The sequence below is a fragment of the Paracoccus chinensis genome (assembly GCF_900102885.1).
Classification (GTDB): Bacteria; Pseudomonadota; Alphaproteobacteria; order Rhodobacterales; family Rhodobacteraceae; genus Paracoccus; species Paracoccus chinensis.
Map to the genome: position 1 here is coordinate 298,892 of NZ_FNGE01000003.1, position 16,953 is coordinate 315,844.

Annotated in this window: 14 protein-coding genes and 1 pseudogene; 5 read left to right on the forward strand and 10 right to left on the reverse strand. The window is 70.3% G+C overall.

Annotation, left to right across the window (positions count from 1 at the left end; translation table 11 throughout):
- Nucleotides 1–9: 9 nt before the first annotated feature.
- Nucleotides 10–1,968 carry an acetate--CoA ligase gene (acs, locus tag BLQ03_RS05145; RefSeq protein ID WP_090753594.1) on the reverse strand — a complete coding sequence of 653 codons (1,959 nt, stop codon included), beginning with the start codon at nt 1,966–1,968 and terminating at the stop codon, nt 10–12.
- Between the two features lie 191 nt (nt 1,969–2,159).
- Between acs and BLQ03_RS05150 the strand changes: the two genes are divergently transcribed.
- A complete protein-coding gene (locus BLQ03_RS05150; protein WP_090753595.1) occupies nt 2,160–2,681 on the forward strand; it encodes a HugZ family pyridoxamine 5'-phosphate oxidase in 522 nt (173 codons plus the stop codon).
- A gap of 33 nt (nt 2,682–2,714) precedes the next feature.
- Here the strand turns inward: BLQ03_RS05150 and BLQ03_RS19100 are convergent, their stop codons facing one another.
- Both BLQ03_RS19100 and BLQ03_RS19105 read right to left on the reverse strand, forming a co-directional pair.
- On the reverse strand, nt 2,715–3,128 hold the full coding sequence (locus tag BLQ03_RS19100) for a hypothetical protein (RefSeq protein ID WP_342672004.1): 414 nt from the start codon (nt 3,126–3,128) through the stop codon (nt 2,715–2,717).
- A 1,147-nt stretch (nt 3,129–4,275) separates the two neighbouring features.
- Nucleotides 4,276–4,518, reverse strand: a pseudogene (locus tag BLQ03_RS19105) (right-handed parallel beta-helix repeat-containing protein); the annotation flags it as partial.
- Nucleotides 4,519–4,591: 73 nt separating this feature from the next.
- Here BLQ03_RS19105 and BLQ03_RS19110 point away from each other — a divergent pair.
- Complete coding sequence (locus BLQ03_RS19110) at nt 4,592–4,717, forward strand: hypothetical protein (protein WP_342672005.1); 126 nt, start codon at nt 4,592–4,594, stop codon at nt 4,715–4,717.
- Nucleotides 4,718–5,106: 389 nt separating this feature from the next.
- Here BLQ03_RS19110 and BLQ03_RS05160 read toward each other — a convergent pair whose 3' ends face one another.
- Nucleotides 5,107–6,696, reverse strand: a complete 1,590-nt coding sequence (locus BLQ03_RS05160; RefSeq protein WP_090753597.1) for a lysine--tRNA ligase — start codon at nt 6,694–6,696, stop codon at nt 5,107–5,109.
- An 82-nt stretch (nt 6,697–6,778) separates the two neighbouring features.
- Between BLQ03_RS05160 and BLQ03_RS05165 the strand changes: the two genes are divergently transcribed.
- The gene (locus BLQ03_RS05165; RefSeq protein WP_090753708.1) at nt 6,779–7,201 is read left to right on the forward strand and encodes a tellurite resistance TerB family protein; all 423 of its coding nucleotides are present in this window, start codon (nt 6,779–6,781) and stop codon (nt 7,199–7,201) included.
- A 40-nt stretch (nt 7,202–7,241) separates the two neighbouring features.
- Here BLQ03_RS05165 and BLQ03_RS05170 read toward each other — a convergent pair whose 3' ends face one another.
- Genes BLQ03_RS05170 through BLQ03_RS05195 form a run of 6 tightly spaced genes read right to left on the reverse strand, consistent with a single transcriptional unit; the run spans nt 7,242 to nt 15,504 of the window.
- Nucleotides 7,242–8,678, reverse strand: coding sequence for a D-alanyl-D-alanine carboxypeptidase (locus BLQ03_RS05170; RefSeq protein ID WP_090753599.1), 1,437 nt, complete (start codon nt 8,676–8,678; stop codon nt 7,242–7,244).
- Between the two features lie 11 nt (nt 8,679–8,689).
- A complete protein-coding gene (locus tag BLQ03_RS05175; protein WP_090753601.1) occupies nt 8,690–10,807 on the reverse strand; it encodes a hypothetical protein in 2,118 nt (705 codons plus the stop codon).
- Nucleotides 10,804–11,679, reverse strand: coding sequence for a DUF4159 domain-containing protein (locus BLQ03_RS19165; RefSeq protein ID WP_425415717.1), 876 nt, complete (start codon nt 11,677–11,679; stop codon nt 10,804–10,806). Before BLQ03_RS19165 ends, BLQ03_RS05175 begins: the two co-directional genes overlap by 4 nt.
- On the reverse strand, nt 11,676–13,610 hold the full coding sequence (locus BLQ03_RS18805; RefSeq protein ID WP_090753604.1) for a BatA domain-containing protein: 1,935 nt from the start codon (nt 13,608–13,610) through the stop codon (nt 11,676–11,678). The genes BLQ03_RS19165 and BLQ03_RS18805 overlap by 4 nt, the downstream gene beginning before the upstream one ends.
- Nucleotides 13,607–14,494 carry a DUF58 domain-containing protein gene (locus BLQ03_RS05190; RefSeq protein ID WP_090753606.1) on the reverse strand — a complete coding sequence of 296 codons (888 nt, stop codon included), beginning with the start codon at nt 14,492–14,494 and terminating at the stop codon, nt 13,607–13,609. Before BLQ03_RS05190 ends, BLQ03_RS18805 begins: the two co-directional genes overlap by 4 nt.
- Nucleotides 14,495–14,502: 8 nt before the next feature.
- Nucleotides 14,503–15,504 carry an AAA family ATPase gene (locus BLQ03_RS05195; RefSeq protein WP_090753609.1) on the reverse strand — a complete coding sequence of 334 codons (1,002 nt, stop codon included), beginning with the start codon at nt 15,502–15,504 and terminating at the stop codon, nt 14,503–14,505.
- A 65-nt stretch (nt 15,505–15,569) separates the two neighbouring features.
- On the opposite strand from BLQ03_RS05195, the gene BLQ03_RS05200 reads away from it, so the two are divergent.
- On the forward strand, nt 15,570–16,130 hold the full coding sequence (locus tag BLQ03_RS05200) for a DUF1285 domain-containing protein (protein ID WP_090753610.1): 561 nt from the start codon (nt 15,570–15,572) through the stop codon (nt 16,128–16,130).
- Nucleotides 16,131–16,892 carry a hydroxypyruvate isomerase family protein gene (locus tag BLQ03_RS05205; RefSeq protein ID WP_090753612.1) on the forward strand — a complete coding sequence of 254 codons (762 nt, stop codon included), beginning with the start codon at nt 16,131–16,133 and terminating at the stop codon, nt 16,890–16,892.
- Nucleotides 16,893–16,953: the final 61 nt, after the last annotated feature.

Sequence of the window (16,953 nt, forward strand, 5' to 3'; positions counted from 1 at the left end):
TGTTCCGCGTCAGACGCGGTTCATGCGATTCTCGATCAGTTCGTTCACGACCCCCGGATCGGCCAGCGTCGAGGTGTCGCCCAGGCTGCCATAGTCGTTCTCGGCGATCTTGCGCAGGATGCGGCGCATGATCTTGCCCGAGCGCGTCTTGGGCAGGCCCGGCGCCCACTGGATCAGGTCCGGCTTGGCGATGGGGCCGATCTCGGTCCGCACCCAGGTCTCCAGGTCCTTGCGCAGGTCATCCGACGGCGTCACGTCGTTCATCACCGTGACATAGGCATAGATGCCCTGCCCCTTGAGGTCGTGCGGATAGCCCACGACCGCGGCCTCGGCGACCTTGGGATGGGCGACCAGCGCGCTTTCGATCTCGGCCGTGCCCATGCGGTGGCCCGAGACGTTGATGACGTCATCCACGCGGCCGGTGATCCAGTAATAGCCGTCCTCGTCCCGCCGGCAGCCGTCGCCGGTGAAGTAGTAGCCCGGATACTGCTGGAAATAGGCCTCCTCGAAGCGCTGGTGATCGCCCCACAGCGTCCGCATCTGCCCCGGCCAGCTGTCGGCAATGGCCAGCACGCCCTCGACCCCGTTGCCCTCGATCACCGCGCCGGTCGAGGCGTCCAGCACCGCCGGCTTGACGCCGAAGAAGGGCAGCGTGGCCGCGCCGGGCTTGGTCTCGATGGCATAAGGCAGGCTGGTGATCATGTGCCCGCCGGTTTCGGTCTGCCAGAAGGTGTCCACGATCGGGCATTTTCCCTTGCCCACGTGCTTGTCGTACCAGACCCAAGCCTCGGGGTTGATCGGCTCGCCCACCGAACCCAGGATGCGCAGGCTCGACAGGTCGTGCTTTTCGACCCACTCGGGGCCCATGCCCATCAGGCTGCGGATGGCGGTCGGCGCAGTGTAGAACTGCGTGACCTTGTGCTTTTCGCAGACGGCCCAGAAGCGGCCGGCGTCGGGATAGGTCGGCACGCCCTCGAACATCACGGTCGTCGCGCCATTCGCCAGCGGGCCATAGACGATATAGCTGTGGCCCGTAACCCAGCCCACGTCGGCGGTGCACCAGAAGACGTCGCCGTCCTGGTAGTCGAAGGTGTACTGATGCGTCATGGACGCATAGGCTAGGTAGCCGCCGGTCGTGTGGACCACGCCCTTGGGCTTGCCGGTGGACCCCGAGGTATAAAGGATGAACAGCGGGTCCTCGGCGCTCATGGGCCGGGGCGGGCAGTCGGGGCTCGCGTGCTCCATCAGGTATTTGACGTCCACGTCGCGGCCCTGCACCCAGGTCGTCTGGTCGCCGGTGTGCTTGACGACAAGGCAGCGCACCTTGTCCGAACAGTGCAGCAAGGCGGCGTCGGCGTTCGATTTCAGCGCCGTCTTGCGTCCGCCGCGCGGCGCGGTGTCCGCCGTGATCACCAGCTTGGCGCCCGAGTCGTTGATCCGGTTGGCCAGCGCGTCGGGCGAGAAGCCCGCGAAGACGATCGAATGGATCGCCCCGATCCGCGCGCAGGCCAGCATCGCGTAGGCGGCTTCCGGGATCATGGGCAGGTAGATCACCACCCGGTCGCCGCGCATCACCCCCTGGCTCAGCAGGACGTTGGCGAAGCGGTTCACCTTTTCCGACAGCTGGGCATAGGTGATGTGCTGGGCGGGCTGCTTCGGATCGTCCGGCTCGAAGATGATGGCGGTCTGGTTGGCGCGCCTTGGCAGGTGCCGGTCCACGCAGTTCACGCAGGCGTTCAGGACGCCGTCCTCGAACCACTTGATCGAGACCTGGCCCAGCGTGAAGTCGGTGTTCTTGACCTTGGTGTAGGGCTTGATCCAGTCGAGGCGCTTGCCCTCGCGGCCCCAGAACCCGTCCGGGTCCGACAGCGATTCCGCATAGCGCGCCTTGTAGTCCTCAGGTGTCACGTGGGCCTTGGTGAATCCTTGGGGAATGGGGTGCCTGGCAACGGCTTCGACTGACGACATGTGACCTCCCTTGCACTCGATAGGCCTGCGGCGGCTCCCTCCGGCGCAGGAGCCCGGCCGGCATCGCGTCCGGGCTGAACCAAGCCTAACAATGGTTTCGGGCTTGTCACATGCAAATATTGCAAAACTATTTCCGGATGCTGTCTTGGCTGTAAAAGTCGGCGGCGGGATTCACAGCAGGAAAAGGCGCCATGACCGATCCCGTTTCCGATCCGCATCGCACGCCAGATGCCGAGGCGAACGCGCAGGCGCGGGCGATCCTGGCGACGGCGCGTGACGCGGTGCTGTCGGTCCTCGATTCCCGAGGCTGGCCGATGGTGTCGCGCATCGCGCTGCAAGTGGACGCCGGGGGGCAGCCTCTCGCCATGCTGTCGGACCTCGCGCTGCACACGGCGGCGCTGCGCGCAGATCCCCGGGCGGCCCTGCTGGTGGACGCACCTGCCACCGAAGGCCAGCGCGGCATGTCCCTGACCCGCGCCCGTCTGTCGCTGCAGGTCGAGGCACATCCCGTCTCCCCTGCCGAGGACGAGGCGCTGCGCCGCGCCTGGCTCGCACGCGACCCCAAGGCGCAGGTCTATGCGCGTCTGGCGGACTTCCGCCTGTGGCGGATGCGGCCGCGCGGCGGACTGCTGAACGCAGGCTTTGGCCGTGCCTACCGGCTGAGCGCGGCCGACCTCGGCTTCGGCAGGCACGACGAAAGGCCCGGCGACTGACCGCCGGGCCCTTCCTGTTTCCCTGTCCCGAACCTATTCGGGCTGGTCCATCCTGACCCGCAGCGCCATCGTCCCCCGCACCGGCTGCGAGAAATCTAGGATCACCTGGTTGCGCGCGCTGCCCTGCCCCGTGGTGATCGAAGGCAGGTCGGTGTTGCGCACGCCGCCCGCGGTCTGGATGGCGCCCTCGGCCACCACGGCCTCGACCTTGATCGAGCGTCCGTCGAAGGGCAGCGCGCCTCCTGTCGCCACGACCCATCGCGCGGCGGCGGTATTCTGGCTGTGACTGACCGACAGCGGGTTCGCCGTTGGGGTCTTCACCCCGTTGAAGGTATTCCCCTCGAAGCGGACGTTGCGCATCTTGCTGGCGTCCAGGTCGGCAAAGGTCGTGTCCACCCGCTCGACCCGGTCGATCTGCGAGTAAAGCGACTTGAAGACATTGCCCATCACCGTCAGCCCTTGCAGAGCAAAGAAAGGTGTTGCCCGTCATCGTCAGCCCCCCGAACGGCGGCTGACCGGCCGAATCAGGCGTGGGGTGATGCTCGTTCGTCCACTCGACGCTGGCGTTGTCGATATAGTTGCCCGTGACGGTCACCTGCGCGTTGCGCCCTGTCAGCACCAGCCACGCCGTCCGCAGGCCCGAGTTCTGGCTGTCGCCCTGGAACCAGTGGTTGCCCGTGATCAGGTGCCCGCTGCCCGCCGCCACGCAGAAATGGCCAAAGCGGACGAAGCGGTTGTCGCGGATCTTGGCGTCGTTGTTGTTGATGTTCAGGCAGACGCTGGTGCGGTCCTGCGCGGGCCGGCCCATGTCGTCGGCCATGAACTCGCAGCGGTCGATCAGCAGCCCCTGGCAGGCCTCGCCGATCGAGGTGATGCAGCGATCCTTGGCGCGGGTGAAGAAGCAGTCGCGGAAGGACCAGAGGCCCCCCTGCGGCGGCAGCATCACGCCGCTGGCCACCCCGTCCAGGCCGAACTCGACGTTCATGAAATAGAAGCGGTCCACCTGCGGCACGCCCGAGAAGTCGAAGGCATAGCGATAGCGCACGAAGCTGTAGTTGCGGGTGCCCGCTCCGCCATACAGCGGCTGCGACAGGGTCAGGGTGCCGGCGGCGATGTTTTTCGCGCGCACATAGACCTCGCGCCCGACGCCGGGGCCGGTCACGCGCGATCCGACCTCGATCGCCGCGACCTGCGCCACGTTGCGCAGTTCCTCGCCCCGCGCGGGGTCGTAGGTGGCGGTCGAGGCCACGGTGCGCGTGGCCCAGGCAGGGCCGTCCACGGCGGCGACCTGTCCGTTGGCGACGACGCGGCGGGTGGAAAACTGCGTCAGGCCCGGCACGATCTCGCCGATCACCAGCGGCTCGGTCAGGTTCACCGTACGCCCGCAAAGATCGAAGATGTTGTGGTCGCTGTAATCCAGCAGCGCCTGCATCCCGCGCTTCATGCCCTCGGTCTCGTCTCCGAAGGCATCGGCATAGCTGGGCAGGTCGAAGTTGCGCCTGAGCGCCAGCCGGGCCGCGCGCGGCATCCGCAGCTTGCCGACAAAGCGCACCGGCTCGTTCATGGTCAGGTCGCCGCCGATGTAATAGGTGCCGGCGGGAACCAGCACCTGTCCACCCGCCGCAGCCTGGTCGGCGCGCTGAAAGGCCGCGCGGTCGTCCGTCGCGCCGTCGCCGATCGCGCCATAGTCGCGCACGTCCACCCAATCGATCATTGAGGGCACGAAAGCCGCAGTGACGTCCTCGATCTTCAGGTTCTCGATGCGCACCGCGCCGCCGTTCGGCCCCATGAGGTCCAGCCCCATGTGCCCCAGCGTGGCGGTCGGCCCCCAGCCCATGTTGACCCCGGGCCGGGTGGCGGTGCCGACGATGGCAGACACCTCGACCACCCTGCCATAGCCCGGCAGCGCCGTGGCAGGTCCGGTGTCGGGCACGCCCGCCACGCGCTGGCGCTGCGCGGTCCCCGGCCAGCCCGCGATGCGGACCGACGGCAGGTTGCCCGCGATCCCCTTCACCCGCGCCGAGATCCGCAGGTAGGTGCCGGGAAAGATCGGCGTCTCGCCGGTAAAGCGGATGCGCGTGACATCCGCCTGCTTGACGACCTCCAGGCAGGCGCCGAAGTCCTGGTCGGCCGGCACGATGGCCGCGTTCGGCGCATTGGCCCAGGTCGCCTCGCCCGACAACCCGTTCGCCTGCGACCAGGCGCCCAGGCCCGCGCTGAAGCCGGGGGGCATGAGTTGCAGCCCGGCGGTGATGGCGATGTTCATGCGCTCTCGTCCTCTCTCAGGGCGCGAGGACGAAGGCCCCGCGGTCATGCGAGGGAACCTGGCGGACGGGGGTTGACGCGCGGTTAACCAACCGCGCGGCGCAACGGGGATGGAGGCAACGGCAAGGACGGCAAAGGTGCGTGCAAAGCACGCACCCTTCTATGCGGCGGCGCTTTCAAGCTCTCCGGCAAGCGCCCGCTCGATCAGGGCGCGCGTTTCATCCACGCCGTAAAGGGCGATGAAGCCCCCGAAGCGTGGTCCCTGATCGGCCCCCAGCAGCACCTGGTAGAGCGCCTGGAACCAGTCGCGCAGCGGCTCGAAGCCGTGCTCGGTGCCGACGGCGAAGACCATGGTCTGCAGCGCTTCCGCATCCGCGGGCTGATCCCATGCGGCCAGCCGCCTGGCCAGATCCTCCAGCGCCGCGCGTTCCTTGTCGGTCGGTGCGCGGAACTGGCGGGTGGGCGCTACGAAGTCGGTGAAATAGCGCACCGCGAATTCGGCCGCCGCATCCAGGTCGGGATGCGTCTCGGGGCTCGCCGCGGGCGCATAGCGGCGGATGAAGCCCCAGAGGCCGTCCTTGTCCTTGGCTCCCGCCACCGAGGCGAGGTTCAGAAGCATCTGGAACGGCACCACAAGGTTCGATTCCGGCACCTTGCCGCCGTGGATGTGCCAGACGGGGTTCGCCAGCTGCTGGTCCGGCGTCTGGCCGGGGAAGGCGCGTAGCTGCTGGTGGTATTCGTCCACCGCCTTGGGGATGACGTCGAAATGCATCCGCTTCGCTGTCTTGGGCTTCTGGTACATGAAGTAGGACAGGCTTTCCGTGGCCGCGTAGGTCAGCCATTCGTCGATCGACAGACCGTTGCCCTTCGACTTCGAGATCTTCTGCCCGTTCTGGTCCAGGAACAGCTCGTAGGTGAAATGCTCGGGCTTGCGGCCGCCCAGCACCTCGCAGATGCCGTCGTAGATCGGCGTGTTGGTGGAATGGTCCTTGCCATACATCTCGAAGTCGACGTCCAGCGCAGCCCAACGGGCGCCGAAGTCGGGCTTCCACTGCAGCTTCACGTTTCCGCCGGTGACGGGCAGCGTCCATTCGCGGCCGGTCTCGTCGTCGAAGGTGATCTCGCCCTTCACGGCGTCCACGTTCTTGATCGGGACATACAGCACGCGGCCGGTTTCCGGGTGGATCGGCAGGAAGCAGGAATAGGTCTGCTGCCGCTCCTCGCGCAGGGACGCCAGCATGATCTCCATGATGGCGTCATAGCGCTCGGCCGCCTTCAGCAGCGTCTCGTCGAACTGCCCCGAGCGGTAGAACTCGGTCGCGCTGATGAACTCGTATTCGAAGCCGAAGGTATCAAGGAAGCGGCGCAGCATGGCGTTGTTGTGATCGCCGAAGCTGGGATACTCGCCGAAGGGATCGGGCACCGAGGTCAGCGGCTTCTGCAGGTGCTCGCGCAGCATCCCGGTCTGCGGCACGTTGTCCGGAACCTTCCGCATTCCATCAAGGTCGTCGGAAAAACAGAACAGCCGCGTGGGGATATCGCTGATAAGCTCGAAGGCGCGGCGGATCATCGTGGTCCGCGCAACCTCGCCGAATGTGCCGATATGTGGCAGGCCCGAGGGACCGTAGCCCGTCTCGAACAGGACGTAGCCTTTCTCGGGATCTTTCTTGGCGTAACGTTTCAGCACCCGGCGGGCTTCCTCGAAGGGCCAGGCCTTGGAATTCATCGCTGCATCGCGCAGGGTGGTCATGGGTGCTCTCCGTCCGTTCGGCCCTGCCGTAGCGGCCGGTCCGGGCATCGTCAACATTTCCAACCCCCTTGTGGAGCAAACGATGAGCCTCGACCTGCCCTCCTTTTCGCCATGCGACGCGCTGGTCGCCGTCATGGTCGCCATCTCGGCGTCCGGCAAGGGACTGGGCACGGCCGAGATGGTGGCGATCGAGCGGCTGGTGGACCATACCCCCGTCTTCGCGACCTACGACGTCGACCGCCTGCGCGCCGTCTCCCAGACCGTCCTGACGATCTTCGAGGACGAGGAGGGGCTGGACGCCCTCTTCGGGCTGCTGCGCGAGGCGCTGCCCGAAAAGCTGCACGAGACCGCCTATGTGCTGGCCTGCGACGTGGCCACTGCCGACGGCACGCTGGGGCAGGACGAGTTGCGGATGCTGATCGAGCTGCGCGACGAGCTGGAGATCGACCGCCTGCACGCCGCCGCCATCGAGATGGCCGCGCGGGCGCGCAACCAGCGGCTTTGAATGCTGCGCCTCAAGATCTTCCGACAGGTAGCTGAGTACGCTATATTTCTGGCGGAAGTGGAGAAAACGGCTCGGGCGCGGCCACGCTTGCCGCGACCAGGTCGCGCTGCAACAGCTTGGCCCGTTTGACCCAGGCAAGGCTCCCCTCGGGCCAGTCCTGCCCCTCGGTCGCGGCCCGCCGGTTCTCGTCCACAACCAGCGCGGCAAAGGCGACCTCGGACCCCTGCGGGAGGGTGGCATAGCCCGCGAGGCAGGAGACGAAGTTCAGCGTTCCCGTCTTGGCCTCGACCAAGGGCGCCCCGCCCGCGCCGCTTCCACCCGCGTCCTTGCCCAGCACGTCGCGCAGCGGATCGGCGTTCAGCAAGGGCCGCAGCGCCTCGCGCGCGGCGGGCCGCGCCAGCAGCCGCGCCAGCACCCCTGCCGAGATGCGGTTTGCCGCGCTCAGCCCCGAATGATCCGCCAGTTGCGCCGTGCCGGCACCCGTCTCCGCCAGCCACCCGGCCATCGCCTGCGCGGATGCGACCTGCCCCGCCGCACCGCTGGCGGCAAGCCCCACGACCTCGGCCGTCAGGTTTGTCGAATGCTTCAGCATCCCGCGCAGGATCGCGGGCAGCGGCTCGCTGTCGCGCCGCGCAATCTCGGTGCCCAAAGGCGCCTCGGCCAGTTCGGGCGCAGGAAGGGCCAAGCCGGCCGCGCGGGCCAGCGTCTGGAAGACGTCGCCCGCATAGGCTTCGGGGCGGCGCACCGGCAGCCAGCGGGTGCCGCGTGCGGACAGCCCCCGTCGCGGAATGTCCCACCGCTCGCGCCCGCCGCTCGCCTCGTGCAGATAGGCGCCGCCACCGGGACGGACCGCCGCAGCGATGCTGTAGGCGCGGGGAGAATGGCCGCTCGCCCGCGCCTCGAGGCTCAGCGCGCAATCGGTTTCGCAGCGCCAGCCCAGATGGACGCGGTTGAAGTTGAGGATCATCCCCGAAACCGCTGGATTGTAGGCAAGATGTGCCGCCTGCCCGGGCGCGATCTCCTCGACATGCGGCAGTGCCCCGCCCCAGACGAGGAAGCGCGCGGGCCGCCAGTCCCCCACCGCCCGTGCCGTATCCTGCGCCAGGGCCGCCAGCCCGTCCGTGTCCAGCGTCGGGTCTCCTCCGCCCGCCAGCACCAGCGTGTCGCCGTCCCGCAGCACGCGCGTCGAAAAGCGATGCCCCGTCCCCAGTCGCTCCAAGGCATAAAGCACGGTGACGGTCTTCAGTGTGCTCGCGGGCGGCAGCATCAGGTCGGGCCGGACGGACATTTCTACCGCACCCGTGCGCAGGTCGAGGGCCACGAAGCCCAGATCGGCCGCACCCAGCCTCGCCCGTTCCAGCATCTCCGCAGGCGAGGGCAAGGGCCTGCGGCGCGGGCGGTCGGCCCAGGCAGGCGCGGCGAGGCTGGTGGCAGCCGCAAGCCCGGACAGAAGAAGCGTTCGTCTTTTCATCATCATGGTGCTCAGCCTTAAGCCCGGACCGAGCGCCGGCCAAGCCGTCCCGCTTCGACCAGCCAGGCCACCAGCGCCAGCCCGGCCACCAGCAGCAGCCAGGCCCAGGGCGGCAGCAGCGGCCGGACGGCAAGCCCGTCCACGGCCTCGGCCTCGCGCGGGGTGATGGCGACCCAGGGGCGCTGGATGCCCTCGCCATGGGCCTGCCGCCCTTCGGCTACCGTGCGCAGGTCAGGCACGCCGTCCGACAGGCGCAGGACCGTACCGTTCGTCGCCTGTGTCAGCGGCTGCAACAGCGCGCCCGTGGCGACCGTCTGCTCGAACTCGCGCGGTGCGCTGGGGCCCACGGCCACGACGCGCGACAACTCGCCCTCGGCCAGCCGGTAAAGCCCCGGCCCCGGCGCCTGCCAGCGGCCGGTGAAGCGGCCCTCGCCCGCGGGCTCCAGCGCCAGTTCGGCGGTGGTCCCATCCGGACGCGTGATCGTCACGGCACCGACCATGTCCTCCATCGTCTGGCGCGTGACGATCAGGCCCAGGTCGCCCGAAAGCTGGACCTGCAGCGACTCCTCCTCGAGGTCCGGTTCTTTCATGGACCAGTGGGCGATGCGGCGCAGAAGCTCGGCCTGCGGTCCGCCGCCCTCGAAACCCCGCGCCCAGAGCCAGACCTGATCCGAGGTCAACAGCGCCACCCGCCCCTCGCCCACGCGGCTGGCAATCAGAAGGGGTCGGCCTTCGTCGCCGGTCATCAGCACCTCGGCATCCGTCTCGGGGATCACGTCGCCCATCCGCAGCCATCGGCCCCAATGGGGGTCGTCCGGGCGCTCGGGGTCGGGCGCGCCGGGCAGCGCGGCGGTGACGGGGTGGCGGCGGCCATCCTCGGTCAATTGCGGCACGAAAGGCGCGTCGAGGAAGCGGCCGCTCGGGCGTCCCGGCAGGATCGCACCCAGCGGCGACAGGTGCAGGCTTTCCACGCTGGCCGCCTCGGAGCCTGAGGACACCAGCAGCGCGCCCCCGTTTTCCACGTAGCGGCGGATGTTGTCGAAATAGGCGGCGGGCAGGATGCCGCGCACGCTGTAACGGTCGAAGATGATAAGGTCGAAATCCTCGATCCGCTGCTGAAACAGCGCCTCGGTCGGGAAGGCGATCAATGCAAGTTCATCTACCGGCACCCCGTCCATCTTGTCAGGCGGGCGCAGGATGGTGAAATGAACCAGATCCACATTCGTGTCGGATTTCAGGATGTTGCGCCAGACGCGGCTGCCGGGATGCGGTTCGCCCGACACCAGCAGCACGCGCAGACGGTCGCGCACGCCCTCGATCTGGATCGCCGCGCGGTCGTTCAGGTCGGTCAGCTGCGGCGGCTCGCCTGCGGGCGGGTCGATCGAGACGGCCACGACGTTCTGGCCTGGATGCTCGGGCGTCACGGGGATGTCCAGCGGCATTCCCGGCGGGATCGCCACCACCTCTTCGCGCGCGCCGTCGATCGAGACGCGCAGGGTGACGGCGCGGCCCTGGACCTCGGGCGGAACGGCGCCCTGGTCCTCGACCCGCAGGCGGATCGTCACGGGCTGGCCGATCAGGCCGAAGGCGGGGGCCTCCTCGACGACAAGGCGGCGGTCCCAGTCCGAGGGTTGGCCGGTCAGCAGGACATGGACCGGAGCGGGGGCAGTTGCGGGCAGCGCGGGGGCGTCGTGCAGTTGCCCGTCCGTGACGACGATGGTGCCTGCGACGCGCGCCTCGGGCTCGGCGGCCAGGGCACGGGTGATCGCCTCGCCCAGCCGGGTGCCGTCGAGATCGTCGCCGATCGTGATGCGGCGCAGCTCGGTCCCCGGCCTTGCTGTCAGGCGTTCGGCCAAGGCATCCGCCGCCGCGCGGGCCTGTTCGGCGCGACCCGGCAAGGCTTGGCTTGCGCTCTGGTCCTCGACCAGCAGCACGATGTCCGAAAGGCCCCGGCGCACGCCGGTTTCCAGCGTCGGCCCCGCCAGCGCGGCTGCCGCCGCCAGCCCCGCCAGCGCCCGCCACGGCCAGCCCCGCAGGCCCCGCCACCAGGCCAGTCCGGCCGCCAGCAGCGCCAGCGCCACCAGCACCGCAACAAAAGGCCAGGGCAGAAGCGGATCGAAGCCCAGCCGCGTCATGGCAGAAGCCCCGGCACCTGGATCATGGGCGACTCGCCCTGTTCGCGGCCCAGGCGTTCCAGCAGCTCGGGAACATGCACCTGATCGGATTTGTAGTTCCCGCTCAGCGCATACATGACAAGGTTGATGCCGAAGCGCAGGGCAAGCTCGCGCTGCCGCATGCCGTCATAGCCCGAGCCGATGACATACAGCGGCCTGCCGAACTCGTCCTCGGCCCAGGCCTCGGCCCAGGAGTTGCCGCCGATCACCACGGGCGAGACGCCGTCGTTCGATGGCCCGAAGACGCCCTGCTCGGCGCTGGCCTGCGGCGCCTCGACCCAGACGGTGGCGCCCTGCCAGCGGCCGGGGAAATCGTCCAGAAGGTAGAAGGCGCGGGTCAGCACGTGATCCGGCGGCACCGGCGCCAGCGGCGGAATGTCCAAGGGTGCTGCCAGCCGCTGCAGCGCCTGAGAGGCCCCCGGGGCGCCGGTGCCCGCAAGATCGCCGTCGCGCGTGTCGAAGAGGATCATGCCCCCGGTCCGCAGGAAACGGTTCAGCCGCGCATAGGCCTGCGGCGAGGGCAAGGGCTGGCTGTCGGTGACGGGCCAGTAAAGGAAGCTGAGCAGCGACAGGTCGTCCTCGTCCAGCGCCACGGCGACAGGCGTGCCCGGCTCGACCGTGGTGCGTGCCCAGAGCGCCGAGGTGAGCCCCACGAGCCCTAGGTCCGAGGCCTCGTCCACCTCGAGATCGCCGGTCACGACATAGGCAAGCGCGCTTTCCCCCGTGGCCTCGGCCAGCCTCGGGTCCAGCAGGTCCTGCGCCACGCCCAAGGCCGGGGCAAGCGCGGCCATTGTGAGGGCCAGCAACCCGCGCCGGGTCAGCCGCGGGCTCATGCCGGTGCCCTCCGCCCGCGCGGGCTGCCCGCGATGAGGGCGCTGCCCAGCGCGTCGGCGGCCAGCAGCGCGCCGGCCAGCGCCAGAAGCCAGCCGCCCAGGGGCGTTCCGGGGGTAGTGCCGGTCGCCTCGACTGTGGCGCCGGGCCATGTGGCGGGGGGAAGCGCACCCCCCGCATTCAGCGCGGCGCGACGCTCGGCCGCCGCATAGACGCCCGCCGGGGCCAGCGGCCCGGGACCGGCGGCGAAGTCAGCGGCAGGCACGGGGGCGAGGCCCTCGGGCTCTCGCGGGCGGCCGAAGCCGTCCAGCACCAGCTCGGCCGTCCAATGCGCGGCCTCGGCGGGGTCGGCGGGCTCGGCGAGGCTGCGGCGAGCGGACTGCACCATGCGGTCCAGCATGCCCACGAACAGGCCCGACAGGGCGAGGTTGCTCCATTCCGCATTGGCGGTCGTGTGGACTAGCATCACCTGTCCTTCGCCCAAGGGCGCGCGCGTGACCAAGGGCGTGCCGTCCGCAAGCTGCACAAGGGTGCGGTCGGGAAGCTCGGGGTCGGGCTCGGGCAGAAGCTGGGCGCGAACGGTGACATCGGCGGGGATCGCGAGCCCCGCGAACAACCCGTCCGCCGGAAAGGGCGCGATGGGGCGCGGCTCACCCCAGCTGAGCGCGCCGCCCGCGTCGCGCCCGCCGGGCCGCAGGCGCACGGGCAGCAGCGGGTCGTCGGCCAGCGTCTCCTGCGCGGCCATGCGGGGACCGGCGAAGCGGATCAGCAGGCCCCCTTCCTCGACCCATTCAGCCAGCGCGTCGGCCTGCGCACCCGGCGCGGCATCGACCAGCACCACCACGTCAGGCGCGGCAGGCAGCACGTCGGCCAGCCCGCCCTCGACCAGATCGGCGGAGGGCGCCAGCGCCTGCCGCAGGTAGTGCAGCGGCGACAGCAGGCTTTGCCCTTCCGTCGCGCGGGCGTCGCCCACCAGCGCCACCTTGCGCCGCTTCACACGGTCGTCGGCCAGCACCACTGCGCCCGCCGAAGCCTCGCCCTCGATGGCGAAGCGGGTGATGCGGTTGCGCAGTTCGGGCGGCAGGTCGATGGGCAGGACCGCCGTCGCGGTGCCATCGGCGGCGGCCACGGGCTGGGGCGAGGTCAGCCGTGCCAACTGGCGCGGAACGCCCTGCGGGTCGGGGCCGATGGCCAGCACATCGGGCAGCGGCCCCGGCCCCGAGGCGCGCAGCACCAGCGAGGGCTGGGGCGCGCCTTCCAACGCCAGGGACCGCAGGATGCGCGGCGGCGGCACCACGGTCACAGCGCCGCGCGCGGTCAGGGCGGCCAGCAGCCCGGCGCGGGCCGGGTGGTCCAGCCCGTCCGACAACCACAGGGTGTCGAAGGCGTCAGGCGTCTCGGCCAGCATCGCGGCGGGGTCGTCGGGATAGCGCGTGTCCCAAGGCCGGGGCGCGGCGGCGCGCAGGGCGGCGGCGGCCTCCTCGGCCGTGCCGAAGACCGGACCCGCGCCGCGCCCGCCCTGCCCGTCCGCGATCCACAGCGCGACCGGGCGGCCCCGCCCCTGGGCCTGCTCCAGCGCGGCAAGACCCCGCGCCTGCATGTCCTGCCAGCCCGGCGCGGCGGCCCAGCCCGCGTCCGCCAGCACCAGCAGCGGCCCCGAACCGGCTGTCTGCGGCCCCGGTTTCCAGACCGGCCCGGCCAGCGCGAGGATCGCGGCCGCCACCGCCAGCAGCCGCAGCATCAGCAGCCACCAAGGCGTGTGCCGCGTGATCGGCGCTGGATCGGCCAGCCCCAGCAGCAGCGCGGTGCCGGGAAAGACCACCTCGCGGGGACTGGGCGGAACGGCGCGCAGCAGGAACCACAGCACCGGCAGCGCCGCCCCGGCCGCCAGCATCCACGGCACCGCGAAGCCCAAGGGACCCAGCATCATCATGGCGCAAGCGCCTCATACAGCCACATCAGTGCGACCGAGGGCGCGGCGGCCGTGTCATGCGTGCCGAAGCGCCAGCCCGCGCCCGCCGCAAGGCGCGACAGTTCGGCCCGACGTTCCGCCAGCCGCGCCAGATAGGCGTCCCGCAGCCCCGAGGCATTGCGCGTCGCATGGACATCTCCGCCCGGCGAGCGGAAGCGCACCGCCCCGCCGAAGGGAAAGCTTTCCTCGACCGGGTCCAGCACCTGCAGCAGCGCGCCGGGACAGCCCAGCGCCGCCGCCTCGGCGATGAAACCCCGTAGTGGCGCAGAATCGCCCAGAAAATCCCCGATCAGCACGACCCGCCGATGCGAGCGCAGCGTTTCGCGGCCCGGAAGGTCGTCCTGCGCGGCCAGCAGATCGCGCCCCAGCGCCTCGGCCTGGGTGCGGCCCGCCTTGGCCTCGGAGGTGCCCACCCCGACCCGCTCGCCTCCCCGCAGAAGGACCAGCCCCAAGGCCAGCGCCAGCAGCCGTCCCCGGTCGCCCTTGGTCGGCCGCGCGGGATCGCCCGTCCAGTGCATGCCCGGCGCGCCCGAGACCCACAGCGCCGCCGACTGCGGCGCCTGCCGCTCGCGTTCGCGCACAAAGGCCGCGTCGGACCGGGCCGAGCGGCGCCAGTCGATCAGCCCCGCCGGATCGCCCTGGACGGCGGGGCGATATTGCCAGAAATCCTCGCCTGTCCCCGCGCGGCGCAACCCGTGGGCGCCCGGATCGACCGTGACGGCCAGACGCTCGGCCGCCAGCATCAGCTCGGGCAGGCCCGCGGCGGCGGCCTCGGCGCGCAGGCGCAGCGTGACGGCATCGTCACGCGCGGACCCGCCGGCGCGGCTGGACCCAAGGGGGCGCATCGCGGGGCTCAGGCGGCCGCCCGCAGGCTTTCGCCCATCAGCCGGGCAATCACGGCATCGGCGGACTCGCCCCGCGCACGGGCGGCGAAGGACAGCGCCATGCGGTGGCGCAGCACGGGCGCGGCCATCGCCGCCACGTCGTCCAGCGTCGGCGCGAAGCGGCCCTGCAGCACGGCCCGCGCCCGCGTCAGCAGCATCAGCGCCTGCGCCGCGCGCGGCCCCGGCCCCCAGACCAGCGTGTCGCCCAGCCAGCCCGGCGCCTCGGCGCTGCCCGGACGGGCTGCGCGGACGAGGTCCAGAATCGCCGCCGTCACACCTTCGCCCACCGGCATGGCGCGGACGAGCCTTTGCGCCGCGATCAGCGATGCCGCATCCAGGACGCCGTGCGGGCGGTCCCGGTCCAGCCCGGTCGTCGCCAGCAGGATCGCGCGTTCCGTGTCGCGGTCGGGATAGTCGATGTCCACCTGCACGAGGAAGCGGTCCAACTGCGCCTCGGGCAGCGGATAGGTTCCCTCCTGCTCAATCGGGTTCTGGGTCGCCAGCACATGGAAGGGGCGGCCCAAGGGGCGGTGCTGGCCACCGATCGTGACCTCGCCCTCCTGCATCGCCTGCAAAAGCGCCGACTGGGTGCGGGGGCTGGCGCGGTTGATCTCGTCGGCCATCAGAAGCTGGGTGAAGACCGGCCCCTCGACAAAGCGGAAGGCGCGGGTGCCGTCGGGACGCATGTCCAGCACCTCGGAGCCTAGGATATCGGCGGGCATCAGGTCGGGCGTGAACTGGATGCGCGCGCTGTCGAGGCCGAGGACCGTGGAGAGCGTATCGACCAGCATGGTCTTGCCCAGGCCCGGCTGGCCCACCAGCAGCGCGTGGCCGCCCGACAGGATCGCGGCCAGAACCTGTTCCACCACCTCGTGCTGTCCGACGAAGCGCCGCTCGATGCTGGCGCGGGCCTCGGTCAGCCGCGCGGCCAGAAGGGTGGCATCCGCGACGAGTTTATCTTCTGCGGCCATGACTCTGCCTCTGGGGCTGCTATAGTCCCGACCATATTGGCGGTTCGCGGAAGGCTCCACTGGCAATGACGGACAAAGGCGAAGATTCCGGGCACGATCGCGCGACCAGGGGCGCCAGCATCGCCGAGGCCGCGGGCCGCGCGAAAGGCCGGGGCCCCGCGCCGGTCCACCTGTGGAACCCGCCCTATTGCGGCGAGATGGACCTTGAGATCCTGCCCGACGGCCGCTGGATCCACGAGGGCTCGCCCATCGGCAGGCCCGAGATGGTGCGGCTCTTCGCCTCGGTGCTGAAGCGCGAGGAAGATCGCTTCTTCCTGGTCACCCCGGTCGAGAAGCTGGGTATCAGGGTCATCGACGCCCCCTTCCTGGCCGTGGACGCAGACATCGGCGCGGACGAGATCCGCTTCACCACCAACATCGGCGATACGGTCGTGGCCGGTCCCGACAACCCCATCCGGGTCGAGCAGCGGGACGGCGCCCCCCGCCCCTATGTCCATGTCCGCAGCGGGCTGGACGCGCTGATCGACCGCAAGACCTTCTACCGCCTGGCCGAGGCCGCCCGGCCCGATGAACTCGGGCGGCTGACCCTGCGCTCGCAGGGCGCCAGTTTCGTGCTGGAGGGTTGAATGGCGCGCTTTGCCGCCAACCTGACATTCCTCTTCACGGAACTGCCGATGCTGGAACGCTTCGGTGCCGCCCGCCGCGCGGGGTTCGAGGGTGTCGAGGTGCTGTTCCCCTATGACCTCGCCGCGCCCGAGCTCGCCTCGGCCGCGCAGGCCGCGGGGGTCGAGTTCGTCCTGATGAACACCCCTCCCCCGAACTGGGCCGGCGGCCCCCGCGGCTTCGCGGCCGTCCCGGGCGGAGAGGAGCGGTTCCGCCGCGACTTCGACCGCGCCCTGCGCTTTGCCCAGGCGCTGCGCTGCCGCCACATCCACGTCATGGCAGGCCGGGCCGAGGGCGAGGCCGCGCGCCAGACCTTTGTCGAGAACCTGCGCTGGGCCTGTGCGCGGGCACCCCATGCCAGCCTGCTGGTCGAGCCGATCAACCCCGGCGACATGCCCGGCTATTTCCTCGCCGACTTCGACCAGGCGGTCGAGGTGATCGACGAGGTGGGTGCGCCGAACCTCGGGCTTCAGTTCGACGCCTACCATGCCCACCAGATCACCGGCGACGTCCTGTCCTGCTGGGACCGTCACGGCGCCCGCGCCCGGCACATCCAGATCGCGGGCGCGCCGGGCCGTCATGAACCCAAGGCCGGCGAGATCGACTTTGCCGGGTTCTTCCGGCGCGTGGACGCCCTTGGCTATCGGGGCTGGGTCGGGGCGGAATACATGCCCGCGACCACGACCGAGGCCGGGCTGCGCTGGCTGCGCGACGGCAGCGCGTAAGCCGGCGCCACGCTGGCATCACGCCCGGAAACGCGGCAGAAAGCCGCCATGTCCCTGCGCC